The organism is Salinicola lusitanus (assembly GCF_003206045.1).
GTDB classification, from domain to species: Bacteria; Pseudomonadota; Gammaproteobacteria; order Pseudomonadales; family Halomonadaceae; genus Salinicola; species Salinicola lusitanus.
This window is the reverse complement of record NZ_PZJM01000004.1, coordinates 22,803-36,281: the sequence shown is the minus strand read 5'-3', so window position 1 is coordinate 36,281 and position 13,479 is coordinate 22,803. Positions and strand designations below refer to the sequence as shown.

Here is a 13,479-nt window from a genome sequence, read left to right as displayed (position 1 = left end):
AGACCGCGCTTGTAAACTTGTTCACAATTTCCGCATGCTAAACGTGACAGGACCTTTCGATGCCACTTTCCAAATTGACGTTACAAGAGACAACACCGTGGCCCAACCCGACGACAAGACCGATCTTCAAAAGGCACTCTCCAATAGTCGCCGTGCCTTTCTTTACATCTTATTGTTCAGCATGTTCATCAACTTGCTGATGCTCGCCCCGTCGATTTATATGCTGCAGGTCTATGATCGAGTCATCACGACGCGTAGTCCCGAAACCCTGCTGATGTTGACGCTGGTCGTGGTGTTTCTGTTCGTCGTGATGGGCTCGCTGGACCTGGTGCGCTCGCGCATCCTGGTACGCGTTGGCAACCGGCTCGACATGCAGATCAATGAACGTCTTTATCAGGCTACGTTCAAGAGAGCCCTGCTGGTGCCGGGCAAGCCCTCGGCCCAGCCGTTCAACGACCTGACGACGCTACGCCAGTTCCTGAGCGGGAACGGATTGTTCGCGTTCTTCGACGCGCCCTGGATACCGGTCTATATCGCCATTCTGACACTCTTCCATCCGTGGTTCGGCATCTTTGCCGCCGTCGCCGCCGGCATCTTGCTGGCCCTGGCCTGGATCAACGAGAAGAGCACCCAGTCACTGTTGAACGAAGCCAATCGCGAACACGTGCAGTCCCAGGATCTGGCCCAAAGCAACCTGCGCAACGCCGAGGTGCTCCAAGCCATGGGAATGCTCCCCCACCTCCTCGCCCGCTGGCGGGAGAAGCACCACGACTATCTCGTCAACCAATCACGCGCCAGTGATCGGGCCGGTCTCCTCAGCAACGTGTCGAAGACGCTGCGGGTCCTGTTCCAATCGCTGATTCTGGGGCTGGGCGCCTTGCTGGTGATCGAGGGCAGCCTGACCGGCGGCATGATGATCGCTGGCTCCATCCTGATGGGCCGGGCCCTGGCGCCCATCGACCAGATGATCGGCGGCTGGAAAGGCTTCGTCGCGGCACGCACGGCACACGCCAGACTCCAGGCGCTACTCGTCGCGGTGCCAGGCGACCCCCAGCGCATGCCTCTGCCGCCGCCTGTCGGGCGGCTCGCGCTCGAAGCGGTGACAGCCGCCCCGCCCGGCGACACGCTACCGACGCTGTGGGAGCTCAGCCTGACGGTCAACCCTGGCGAGCACATCGCCATCGTCGGGCCCAGCGCCGCCGGGAAATCGACGCTGGCCCGCGTCATGCTGGGCGTCTGGCCGGTTCAGAGCGGCTGCGTCAGGATCGGGGGGACCGACATCGGTCAGTGGCCGCGAGAACGGCTGGGGCCATTCGTCGGTTATCTGCCGCAGGACGTGGAGCTGTTCGACGGCAGCATCAGCGAGAATATCGCGCGCTTCGGTGACATCGACCCGACACGCGTCATCGAGGCAGCGCAGAAGGCCGGCGTGCATGACATGATCCTTCGCCAGTCGGCGGGATACGACACCCAGATCAGCGGCAGCGGCGGTGTGCTCTCCGGCGGGCAGCGCCAACGCCTTGGCCTGGCCCGCGCCCTGTACGGCAACCCGGTTATGGTCGTGCTCGACGAGCCCGATGCCAATCTCGACGCCAGTGGCGAACGTGCGCTGCTGCACTGCCTGCGGCAGCTGAAGTCCCAGGGCACCACGCTATTCATCATCAGCCACGCGCCGGCCATTCTCGATCATGTCGATCGTGTGCTCGTCCTCCAGGAGGGCCGCATGGTCTCCTGCGCCCCATCGCGAAAACCGGTGGCGAAAGCCCCGGACGCCCAGCAGGCGGGCAGCGCCGCCGTCCACTCGATCCGGATGCGCGCCCGCGGCAACGCCGGCGACGCTCCTTCTCTCCCGCCCCTGTCACCGGAGCCGCCGACGCCATGACGCCAGCCTCTTCCACACCGATCTCGCTCGGCGCCCCCAAGGCCCAGTTGCCGACCCGTGACGATGCCAGCCGCCGATGGGGTCTGGGAATCCTGGTGTTCGCGCTTGGCGGCTTTGTGCTCTGGTCGCTGACCGCCGACCTCGCGGTTGCCGTTGTCGCACCAGGGTCGGTTGCCGTCGAGACCTCGACCAAGAAGGTGCAGCACTTCGAGGGCGGCATCGTCAAGCGCATCCTGGTCGCGGATGGCGATCACGTCAGCGCCGGCGATCCCTTGATCGTGCTCGACGATACCCAGCCGCTGGCCAAACTCTCCATCGCCGAATCGGAGTACCGCATTGCCCTGGCCAGCGAGGTCCGACTGCTGGCCGAGCAGAGCGATCGCGACACCATGACGTTCCCCGACGCCCTGCTGGGCGACGTCTCTCCTCGCGTCCAGGCGGTGGTCGATGTCCAGAAAAGACTGTTCCAGGTTCGTCGCCAGTCGCTGAAGGATGCGCTCTCCGCGCTCGACGAAAAGGCCCATCAGATGCAGGAGCAGATTGCCGGGCTCGAGCGGCTGCGGCAGGTAAACCAATCCAAGATCAACTCGCTGTCCGGGGAAGCCGCCGACTACCGCACACTGTTCAAGGAGGGGCTGGGGGACAATCAGCGCCTGCGCGAACTCGAGCGCCAGGTGCTCCAGTACCAGGGGGAAAACGCGCAGCACAGTGCCGAGGTGGCGCAGCTGCGCTCGCAGATCAGCGAGAACGGCTTCCAGAAGGAGATTCGCCTGCAGGACTACCACCAGAGCGTGGGCGAGGATCTCAAGGACGTACAGTCCCAGGTCACGGATGCCGAGGAGCGGGTAACCGCCCTGCGCGACCAGGTGCAGCGGACCGCCATCGTGGCCCCTGTCTCGGGCACCGTCGTCGGCCTGCAGGTTCACACCCAGGGCGCGGTCATTCGCTCCGGCGATACGATCCTGGAGGTGGTCCCGGCCAACGAAGCGTTCGTCGTCGAAGCGAGAATTCCCGATCGCGACATCGACAATGTCCACGCCGGCCAGCCCGCCGAGATTCGATTCAGCGCCTTCAACCAGCGTCTCTCGAACGTCATCGAGGGCGAAGTGAGCCATGTCTCGGCGGATAGCTTCGAAGACGAGGCAACGCGGACGCACTACTACAAGGCACGCATCAGAGTGACCGACGTGGGGCATGCCAAGATGACCTCTTCGATGCAGTTGCTGGCCGGTATGCCGGCGGAAGTGATGCTGAAGACAGGGGATCGCACCTTTGCCAGCTACATGTTCAAACCGTTCAGCGACATGCTGGCAAGAGCGATGCGAGAAGAGTGATGTCATCCATACGACCCTGGATCCTGGCCGGATGCCTCGTCGCTCTGGCCACGCCGACACATGCCCAGCCACTGGAGCTCACGCCGTCGACCGGCGCTTCGGCCACCACCGTCCCGGCGCCGCTACCGTCGCTGCCGCGACTCGTCGCCCTGGCGCTGAGCTACGACAGCGGCCTGCAGAGCCAGCGTCTGGACAGCCAGTCGGTGGCGCAGGAGGTGCCGATGGCGGAGGCCGGCCTGCGCCCGCGACTCGACGCCACGGCCGCCTATCGCTACACGGATGCCGACAACATCTATACCGAAAACCCTGACGACTATCCGGACGAAGTCTACGACGACCGCGTGGCCGGCAAGACCCGGGATACCAGTTGGGAACTGCGCATGACACAGCCGCTGTTCAGTCTCGAGCGCTGGCGCCGGGTCGGCAAGGCCCGCGCGCAGATGGACGCCGCGACGCTGCAGGTAGCCGTCGCCGAGAGGGACCTGGCGGTCAAGGTCATCGAGACCTATCTCGAGGCCTATCAGGCATCGCGCAAGCTGGGGCTGCTGATCGCGCAGCGGGAATCGCTGGTGCTTCAGCAGCGTCAGGCGCAGCGTGCCTACGACCTGGGTATCGGCGACCGTATCAACCTGCTGGAGTCCCAGTCGCGCCTGGATCAGGCCGTTGCCGACCAGACCTCCGCGGAGAACGACCTGGCCAATGCGTCGAGCGATCTCGAACGCCTGACTGGCACGCCACTGGTATTCGATCCGGTGCTGATCGAGACGCCGGAGAACCTCTCCATCGCTCCGGAGTCGATGCCCCTGGAGGGCTGGCTGGCGCTGACCGGCGACAACCCCCAGGTCCAGCTGGCCGCCGAGCGTCAGCGCGTCGCCAGAATCGACACCGACGTGCGTCGCGCCTCTCGCTATCCCGAGCTCAACCTGGTGGTCGGCTACAGCGATGTCGACAGTAACGATGCGCTGCGGACCAGCAGCGACTTGACCGCCAGCGTGGAGATGAACCTGGCGCTCTACCAGGGCGGATATACGACCGCCAGCATTCGCCAGGGGGAACTGACGGCGCTTGCCGGCACGGCATCGATGGAGAACGAGAGCCGCCTGGCCAAGCAGGAAGTCCGCAAACGCCTGAGAAGCATGCAAGGCGACCTGCGCCAGATCGAGGCCCTGCAGCGCTCGGTGGAATCGGGCAGCCTGTTCCTGCAGGCGGCGATCCGAGGCGAGTCGCTGGGCCTGAGGGACCTGGTCGACGTGCTCGATGCGCGCTCCTCGCTCTACGATCTGCGCATCCGCCTGGTCGAGACGCTATGTCTCTATCTCAAGGATCGTACCTATCTCGACGCAGCCGTCGGCCGACTCGATACATCGACCTTGGCGGATGTCGCCGGCATCCTCGGCCGCGTCGAGGAGGGCAACCCTCCCGCCACCACAGCGCCGGCCAGTGGCTGATGTGCGCCATCGACGTCATTTGGCAATGCCTGCCATGAGCCATCCTCATCAAACGAGAGAGGAGCCTGCGTTAACATCATGGTGACTCACGACAACCAACGACAACGACAAGGCGAGAACGACCATGACCCATCCACTGAGAAGAGGCCTGGCCGGACTGGCACTGTTCGGTGCCACCGCTGCCTCGGCCGCCTTCGTACCCATGGCCCAGGCCGATGATCCGATCGTCGTGGGGGGACTCAATTACACTGAGCACTTGATTCTGACCACTGCGACCACCGACCTGCTCGAGGCCACCGGCTACGAGGTCGAGCAGCGGGACGGCATGGGTACCAGCGTTTTACGCCAGGCCCAGGAGAATGGGCAGGTCGACCTCTACTGGGAGTACACGGGCAACGCCGTGATTCTGTTCCACAAGCAAGAGCAGCCCGCGGATGCCGTCGCCACCTATGCCGCAGCCAAACGGCTCGACGCCGAGCAGGGGCTGGTCTGGCTCGAGCCCTCCGATACCAACAATACCTATGCGCTGGCGATGCGCGGCGACGATGCCGAGGAGCGCAACATCCACAGTCTCTCCGACCTCGCCTCGGCGTTGCAGGAAGGTGCCGATCTGACGCTGGCTTCCAACGCCGAGTTCTATGCCCGCGACGACGGTTTGCGCCCTCTCCAGCAAGCGTATGGATTCCGCTTCCCGCGGGACAAGGTCAAGCGCATGGACACCGGACTGACCTACAACGCATTGAGAAGCGGCGACGTCGACGTCGCCCTCGTCTTCGCCACCGATGGTCGCAACGGCGCCTTCGACTTTGAAGTCCTCGATGACGACAAGCACTTCTTCCCGGTCTATCAACTGGCGCCGGTCGTGCGTCAGGAGGTGCTCGACTCCCACCCGGATCTGGCCCCCTTGCTGAACCGGATGGCAGCCGCGCTCGATGACGACGTGCTTGTCGATCTCAATAGCCGCGTCGACGTCGACAAGCAGTCGATCGACAAGGTTGCCCACGACTTCCTGGCCGAACAAGGCCTGCTCTAGCCGCACCCTGCGGCACTCCCCTACTCCCGCCATGCCAGGTGCCGAACCTCGGGCATGGCGTGGTCATAGACAAGGAGCCGACATGTTCCCCTGCGGCGCACGCCCCGAGGCACTGGAGGTCTGCGACTTCCCGCACCAGGTCGTCGAGCATGCCAATCGATGGATCCCGCTGCCGGACGGCACGCGACTGGCCGCCCGCCTGTGGCATCCCGAAGGGGCAGAGCGTCACCCCGTGCCTGCCATCATCGAATGCATCCCCTATCGCAAGCGGGATGCCACGAGCGGCGAAGACGAACGCACCCATCCCTATTTTGCCGGGCACGGCTATGCCGCGCTGCGTATCGACCTGCGCGGCAGCGGTGATTCCGACGGCGTGCTCGAGGACGAGTACCTTGCCGGCGAGCAGGATGACATCGTCGCCGCGATCGACTGGATCGCGAGCCAGCCATGGTGCGACGGCAAAGTCGGCATGATGGGGATCTCCTGGGGCGGATTCAATTCGCTGCAGGTCGCCTCGCGTCAGCCTCCGGCGTTGAAAGCGATCATCGCCGTCGGTGCCACCGTCGATCGCTATCATGACGACGTGCACTACAAGGGCGGTGCGATTCTCAACGAGCACTTTGGCTGGGCAGCCTCCTCGCTCTCGTTCATGTCCCGGCCACCCGACCCCGCGCTTCGTCCGGACTGGCAAGAACTATGGCGTCACCGGCTGGAGCGTCAACCCTTCGTCGCCGAGAACTGGTTCGCCCACCAGGCTCGGGACGACTACTGGCGACACGGCTCGGTCTGCGAGGATTATTCGCGCTTGAAGACGCCGATCCTCGCCGTCGCCGGCTGGGCGGACGCCTATGTCAACTTCGTCGCCGAACTGCTCGAGCACGCCGATGGCCCGCGCCTGGGGATCGTGGGGCCCTGGCCCCACGCCTATCCGCATCTCGCCATACCGGGGCCGACGATCGGCTTCCTCCAGGAGGCGCTGCGCTGGTGGGATCACTGGCTCAAGGGGGTCGATCGCGGGATCATGGACGAGCCCAGCTATCGCATCTACTGTCAGCAATTCGCCAACGCCGACAACCGCGCGCGCAACATGCCGGGCGAATGGTTGGCAGAGCCGATGTGGCCAAGCCCGACCGTCGAACCGCAGACTTGGCATCTGGGCAGTGGCCGTCTGGCACTCGCCGCAGAGCTGGCGTCTGCCCCGTCTTCGCGGTCCCGCACGAGACTCGACGCGCCCCAGGACACGGGATGGCAGTGCGGCGAGTACATCCCGCACTGCAGCGGCGCGGAGATTGCCGGAGATCAGCGCCTCGATGACGCCCGCTCACTGTGTTTCGACAGAACGATCGGCGATGACGGACTGGTCGTCCTGGGCCGTCCGGCGTTGACGCTGCGGGTCAGCATCGACCGCCCCCAGGCGAACCTGATCGTGCGTCTCTGCGACGTCGCCCCGGATGGCACCTCCCAGCGCGTCTCCTACGGGGTCCTGAACCTGTGTCACCGCGACAGCCACACCGCACCCAGCGCCGTGCCCGTCGACACTCCCCAGGACGTGACCGTCACGCTCAATCAACTCTGTCACCGGTTTCTGCCCGGCCAGCGGCTGCGAATCTCGGTCACCACCGCCTACTGGCCGCTGATCTGGCCAAGCCCAGATGCCGTGACATTGACGCTGGATGAGAGCTCCAGCCGGCTGGAGCTCCCCATCCGGCGCGATAACGGGCTACCGACGCCGACCTTCGAACCGGCGGTCTACGCAGGACCGGTACAGCATCGGATCAGCCGCGCCGGCGACAATCAGCGCGCTATCAGAAAATCGCTAGAGGACGACTGGACCCAGCACGAGATCGTCGATGACTTCGGCGAGATCACCTATGACCACGGGTTGGTCAATCGTGCCCGCGCCGACGAGCGCTACGGTATCGATCCATCCGACCCGGCAACGGCTCGCATGAGCAAGAACTGGGTTCAGCACTTCCAGCGTGGCGAATGGGAAGCCCGCACCGAGACCCGGGCAGAGCTCCAGTGCGATACCGAAGGGTTCTACCTCGAAGCGACGCTGAAGGCCTTCGCGGGCGACGACTGCGTGGTGGCGAGGCACTGGAGAAAGCGCATCCCTCGGCACTGCGTCTGAGGCCTGGAACGCTTTCGGCGGGGGCATTTGCGCCGCATGTCAGGCCGACTCGTCTCGGAGCTGCGCCTGGAGCAGTGACGCCACCAGGCGAGTATTGGCATCCCGGTGCGTCGGCATGGCAAAGCGGGCCCGGGCAATGTCCCGGCGGTCGATGACCGCGCTGACGATGCCCGGCCCCGGGTCGGCAGTCGCCAGGGGGTGACCGTCGACACCGACGATACAGCTACCGCCCCAGAAGCGCCCGCCCTTCTCGTCGCCATCACGATGTGCCATCACGACAGGGGTAGCGTAGACCATGGCATAGAAGCGAAGGCAGGCAAGCCAGTTGGCGGCATCGTCGAACTCTCCCTCCACCATGCCCAGCGCCGAGTTGATCGGGGTGACGATCAGGTCGGGTCGCTTGAGCATCGCGGCATGGGCCAGGCCGGGGTTCCACAGATCCGCACAGATCATCACGCTGGACGTCAGCCCGCCGGCCTCGACCTGGGTCAGTCGACCGCCGTGGCTGAACAGCTTTCCTTCCTCGTGCCCGCCGTAGGTACACAAGTTGATCTTGCGATGGACGGCGACGACCCGCCCCTGTCTCAAGCAAGCCGCCGCGTTGGCGTATTCACCTGGTGAAAGGGCTTCGACCAGCCCCACGATGGTCAGCATGTCACCACTCTCGCGGGCCAGATCGACGAGCCTTGGATCATCGGCAGCCATGGCGACATCGGCAACCGCGGACCCGAGGTTGTAGCCGGTGAGAGAGAGTTCGGGAAAGGCCAGTAGATCGAGTCGGCGTCGGCGACCCTCGCGGATCATCTCGCGGTGCAGCTCAACGTTGGCCTCGACATCGCCAAGATGACAGTTCATCTGCGCAGCACCGACGTGATAGCGGGAAGATATGGCCATGGGTGGTCCTCGGACGTCAACGGAGAGCCAGGCCAACATACGTGAAGCTTCCATTGCATTGCAAAATAGGTCTATGAGCATCGAGCATCGATCGCATTGAACATTACAATGCCGCTCCCCGGACGATGGCCGTCCCGAGCATGTTATTATCTTCGGCATAATATGAATTTATAAAAATAACCGTCATTCCAGACAACTTCTCACGACACAATTTGCCGACTGTTTGGCAATAACTAGAGGAATTGCCTGTGGAACTCCTTCAATACACCCTTGATAACCTGGGGCTACTGGGCACTCGCACGCTCGAACACATCTCGCTGGTCGGCGTTGCCGTCGGGATCGCGACGTTGACCGGTGTTCCCATCGGCATCGCGATTACGCAGAACGAGCGAGTCGCCAAGGCCGTGCTCTACATCGCCTCGATCATCGTCACCATCCCGTCGGTGGCCCTGTTCGGCGTGATGATTCCCATCCTGTCCCTCATCGGTCAGGGCATCGGTTATCTACCCGCAGTCATCGCCGTACTGCTCTACTCCCAGCTACCCATCATCCGCAACACCTATACCGCCATCCACAATGTGGATCCGGCACTCAGAGAGGCAGCCCGCGGCGTCGGCATGAGCCACCGGCAGCGCCTGCGAATGGTGGAGATCCCGCTCGCGGTCCCGGTCATCATGGCAGGCGTGCGTACAGCGGTCGTTCTCAATATCGGGGTCATGGCCATCGCGGCCTACATCGGCGCCGGCGGGCTAGGAACCTTCATCAGTCGCGGAATCTCGCAGTCCGACCCCCGTCAGCTGATCGTCGGCGCGGTGGCGGTCAGCCTGCTGGCGATAATCGCCGACTATGCCCTGCTGGCACTGCAGAAGCACCTGACGCCCAAAGGAATGTCCGTTTCCACCGCGGCGGCCTAGCCGGCAGCACCTCCGTTCTGGACGCTGTTATCTGGACTTCATGGTCTCGGCAGTTCGCCAGGCCACCTAAGGACGAGCCATGATTCGATTGGACAATCTGACCAAGGTTTTCGACACGCCGGACGGCGCGGTAATCGCCGCCGATCACATCAGCATGGAAGTGCCCCAGGGGGAGATCTGCGTATTGCTGGGTCCTTCCGGGTGCGGCAAGACCACGACGCTCAAGATGATCAATCGGATCGTTCGCGCCACCTCGGGAAAGGTATTCCTCGATGGCGAGGACACCAGCGGCCTGAACACCGAGGACCTGCGCCGCAACATCGGCTATGTGATTCAGCAGATCGGCCTGTTCCCGAACATGACCATCGAGGAGAACATCACTGTCGTGCCCAAGCTGCTGGGTTGGGACAAGAACCGCTATAAAGTGCGTGCCCGCGAACTGATGGACATGATCGCGATGGACGCCGAAGCGTTCCTCAAGCGCTATCCCAGCGAGCTTTCCGGCGGCCAGCAGCAGCGCATCGGCGTTGCTCGTGCCCTGGCTGCCGATCCCCCGGTCATGCTGATGGACGAGCCCTTCGGCGCCATCGACCCGATCAACCGCGCCGTGATCCAGGACGAGTTCCTCAAGATGCAGGCGGCGCTGAAGAAGACGATCATGTTCGTCAGCCACGATATCGACGAAGCGATAAAGATGGGCGATCGCATCGCCATTTTTCGCGAAGGCAAGCTGGTTCAGTACTCCGAGCCGGATGAGTTGTTGTCTGCCCCCAAGAACGCCTTCGTCGAGTCGTTCCTCGGCGAGGACAGGGCTCTCAAGCGCCTGAACCTGGTCCGGGTTCGTGATGTCGTCAGTGACGATATCGGTACCGTCGACGTCACCGACACCCTGGCGACGGCCCGGGAGCGGATCGACTCTCACGGCTACCGCGACGCGATTCTCATGGTCGACGACCGTCGTCGCCCGATCGGTGTCATCTCTCGCGATACCACCGCCAGCCAGCAGGGCTACTGCCGCGACCATACCCGCGGTTTGCCCGCCGTCGTGCATCTCGACGACGACCTCCGCAAGGTGGCGTCATTGATGTTCGCCCATGACACGACCTGGCTGCCCTGCGTCGACGATCACGGGCGTCTCTGCGGACAGATCACCCAGCGGGACATGACCCATCATCTGGGCTCGCGCTATCGTTCGCGCCGTCCGGCCCGACCGGTTGTCGACGGCGATCGGCCGGCGGGGAGCTGAAACATGCCGATACGGTCGCTCTCCAGCGCGCTGAAACTCGGCGCGGTGATACTGATCTTTCTCGCCGGTGTCTGGGCCCAGGCCAGCGGCCTGGTCGACGACTTCCTGTTCTACTGGCCCGACGTCAAATATCTGTCGGTCCAGCACCTGTGGCTGACCCTGATCTCTGGCAGTCTGGCGATAATCGTCGCCGTGCCGCTGGGTATTTTGCTGTCGCGCCCCAGCATCTCGAAATGGGCGGAGTCGTTGATGCAGCTGCTCAACATCGGCACCACCATACCAACGCTAGCCGTGCTGGCGCTGTCGATGAGCTTCCTGGGTATCGGTACCCTGCCGGCGGTGTTCGGCCTGTTCGTGGCAACGCTGCTGCCCATCGCCCGCAATACCTATGTCGGCCTGCGCAGCGTATCTCCCGCGTTGATGGAGGCCGCCGCCGGGCTAGGCATGTCGCCCATGCAGCGTCTACTTCGAGTCGAGCTGCCCAATGCGCTCTACGTCATCTTCGCCGGCATCCGTACTGCTCTGGCAATCAACATCGGGACGGTCCCGCTGGCCTTTCTGATCGGTGCCGGGGGATTGGGAGAGTTGATCTTCACCGGCATCGACCTCTACGACACGGTAATGATGCTGTCGGGTGCGATTCCGACCGCGCTGCTGGCCGTGGGCGTCGACATTGTCGTCGCACTGATCACTTTTTTGATCGTGCCCCGAGGCGTCAATCCCGGCCGTCAGCGCTGACGTTACCGGCTCGGGCAGCGCTAGAGACTCGATCATGACGACCCCCAGAATTTCACCACGAGGAGAGAACCGATGAAACACCTGATCACTGGACTTCTGGCAGCGACCGTTCTGGCATCCGGCGCCGCCCAGGCCGACATCACCGTGGGAGGCAAGAACTTCACGGAACAGCAGATCCTGGCCAGCATGACAGACCAGTACCTCCAGGCGCATAGCTACGACGTCGACAAACGTGCCGGCATGGGATCGGCCGTGCTTCGGCGCGCTCAGGAGAACGGTCAGATCGACCTCTACTGGGAGTACACCGGTACCTCGCTGATTACCTACAACGGCATCACCGAGAAGCTATCCCCCGAGGAAACCTATCAGAAGGTCAAATCCCTGGATGCCGAGAAGGGACTGGTATGGCTCGATCCCTCCGACGCCAACAACACCTATGCCCTGACCATGCGCGCCAATGACGCCAGCGCGCGCGGCATCGAGTCCATTTCGGACCTGGCCAGAGCGATCAATGACGGCACAACGCTCACCTTCGCCTCCAACGCCGAGTTCTACGCTCGCGAGGATGGCCTGCGTCCACTCCAGCAAGCCTACGGATTCGAATTCGGTCGCCCCAATATCAAGCGAATGGACTTCGGCCTGACCTTGCCGGCACTGCGCGACGAGCAGGTCGACGTATCGATCGCCTACTCCACGGATGGGCGCATTCCCGCCTACGACCTGGTGACGCTTGACGATGACAAGAATTTCTTCCCTGCCTATGCACTGACCCCAGTGGTGCGCCAGGAGACGCTGGAAGCCAACCCCGAACTGGCGGCGCAAATGAACAAGCTATCGGCACTGCTCAACGATGACACCATGGCAAGTCTCAATGCCAGCGTCGACGTGGACCGCCAGAACGTCGAGGACGTGGCACATGATTTCCTCGCCCAGCACGACCTGCTGTAACGCTTGATGCCTGACCATTCGACATTGAAGCCGCCCCGTCGGGCGGCTTCTCGACGAGAGGACGCGAGATGAATACTGCCCCCGATCTTCGCGTGGGCGCCGTCCAGATGAATGCGGCGCTGGGTGATCTCGAGAACAACGCCGACCACCATCGCCATTGGATCGACGAAGCGCGCCGACGCCACCTCGACCTGCTGCTGTTCCCGGAACTGTCACTGACCGGATACGCCCTGGGCCCGCTTGCCGCCGATGTGGCAAGCTCACCGGACAGCGCCCTGCTGATGTCGCTGGCCGCGGCCTGCGGCGACATGCAGGTCATGGTCGGCTTCGTCGAATCCGCCAGCCCCGGCGAAATCTACAACGCGGTTGCCGTACTGCAGCGTGGCCGCGTGGTAGCCGTGCACCGCAAGCTGAACCTACCGACCTATGGCGGCCTCGAGGAAGGCAAGTGGTTTCACTCCGGCGAGCGGCTGACTCTGACCGAGATCAACGAGCGGTGGCGGGCCGCGCCGCTGATCTGCGCCGACCTGTGGAATCCGGCTCTCGTCCATGCCGTCATGCTGCGGCGCCCGGAGATTCTCTGCGCACCGATCAATTCTGCGTCGCAGATCGTCGGTCCCGGCTTCTCCAATGAGGACAACTGGCCGCTGCCCCTTCGCTTCCACGCGATGACCTACGGCACGCCCGTGATCATGGCCAACCGCTACGGCCCCGAGGGCGAGCATCACTTCTGGGGTGGCAGCCGCATACTGGGGGCTCGGGGGGAGACCCTCGCCGAGGCCTCCCCGGGGGAGTCACTGATCGATGCCGAGCTCTCCCTAGAGGCCATCGCCCGGGCACGTTTCGAGCTGCCGACACTTCGCGATGCCAATACGCCGCTGATTCTGGAGCTGTTGAAGCGGACGCCCTAA

At 63.6% G+C, this 13,479-nt stretch carries 11 protein-coding genes; 10 read left to right on the top strand and 1 reads right to left on the bottom strand.

Annotation, left to right across the window (positions count from 1 at the left end; translation table 11 throughout):
* Positions 1 to 97: 97 nt before the first annotated feature.
* From DOM45_RS07425 to DOM45_RS07405, 5 genes are all read left to right on the top strand, one after another.
* Positions 98 to 1,882 carry a type I secretion system permease/ATPase gene (locus DOM45_RS07425; protein WP_110599098.1) on the top strand — a complete coding sequence of 595 codons (1,785 nt, stop codon included), beginning with the start codon at positions 98 to 100 and terminating at the stop codon, positions 1,880 to 1,882.
* Positions 1,879 to 3,216, top strand: a complete 1,338-nt coding sequence (locus DOM45_RS07420) for an HlyD family type I secretion periplasmic adaptor subunit (RefSeq protein WP_110599096.1) — start codon at positions 1,879 to 1,881, stop codon at positions 3,214 to 3,216. The genes DOM45_RS07425 and DOM45_RS07420 overlap by 4 nt, the downstream gene beginning before the upstream one ends.
* Positions 3,216 to 4,664: a TolC family protein gene (locus DOM45_RS07415; protein WP_110599094.1), complete on the top strand. Its 1,449-nt coding sequence runs from the start codon at positions 3,216 to 3,218 to the stop codon at positions 4,662 to 4,664. The genes DOM45_RS07420 and DOM45_RS07415 overlap by 1 nt, the downstream gene beginning before the upstream one ends.
* Before the next feature lie 124 nt (positions 4,665 to 4,788).
* On the top strand, positions 4,789 to 5,697 hold the full coding sequence (locus DOM45_RS07410) for a glycine betaine ABC transporter substrate-binding protein (RefSeq protein ID WP_205909418.1): 909 nt from the start codon (positions 4,789 to 4,791) through the stop codon (positions 5,695 to 5,697).
* 82 nt (positions 5,698 to 5,779) lie between these two features.
* Positions 5,780 to 7,828 (top strand): CocE/NonD family hydrolase, encoded by a 2,049-nt coding sequence (locus DOM45_RS07405; RefSeq protein ID WP_157958367.1) that lies wholly within the window; start codon positions 5,780 to 5,782, stop codon positions 7,826 to 7,828.
* Between the two features lie 39 nt (positions 7,829 to 7,867).
* Here the strand turns inward: DOM45_RS07405 and DOM45_RS07400 are convergent, their stop codons facing one another.
* Positions 7,868 to 8,722, bottom strand: coding sequence for a nitrilase-related carbon-nitrogen hydrolase (locus DOM45_RS07400; protein ID WP_110599090.1), 855 nt, complete (start codon positions 8,720 to 8,722; stop codon positions 7,868 to 7,870).
* 248 nt (positions 8,723 to 8,970) lie between these two features.
* Here DOM45_RS07400 and DOM45_RS07395 point away from each other — a divergent pair, with 248 nt between their 5' ends.
* From DOM45_RS07395 to DOM45_RS07375, 5 genes are all read left to right on the top strand, one after another.
* Positions 8,971 to 9,636 carry an ABC transporter permease gene (locus DOM45_RS07395; protein ID WP_110599088.1) on the top strand — a complete coding sequence of 222 codons (666 nt, stop codon included), beginning with the start codon at positions 8,971 to 8,973 and terminating at the stop codon, positions 9,634 to 9,636.
* A 79-nt stretch (positions 9,637 to 9,715) separates the two neighbouring features.
* Positions 9,716 to 10,882, top strand: a complete 1,167-nt coding sequence (locus DOM45_RS07390; RefSeq protein ID WP_110599086.1) for an ABC transporter ATP-binding protein — start codon at positions 9,716 to 9,718, stop codon at positions 10,880 to 10,882.
* A 3-nt stretch (positions 10,883 to 10,885) separates the two neighbouring features.
* Positions 10,886 to 11,620 carry an ABC transporter permease gene (locus DOM45_RS07385; RefSeq protein ID WP_110599084.1) on the top strand — a complete coding sequence of 245 codons (735 nt, stop codon included), beginning with the start codon at positions 10,886 to 10,888 and terminating at the stop codon, positions 11,618 to 11,620.
* Between the two features lie 72 nt (positions 11,621 to 11,692).
* Positions 11,693 to 12,568, top strand: a complete 876-nt coding sequence (locus DOM45_RS07380; protein ID WP_110599082.1) for a glycine betaine ABC transporter substrate-binding protein — start codon at positions 11,693 to 11,695, stop codon at positions 12,566 to 12,568.
* A 68-nt stretch (positions 12,569 to 12,636) separates the two neighbouring features.
* Positions 12,637 to 13,479, top strand: a complete 843-nt coding sequence (locus DOM45_RS07375; protein ID WP_110599080.1) for a nitrilase-related carbon-nitrogen hydrolase — start codon at positions 12,637 to 12,639, stop codon at positions 13,477 to 13,479.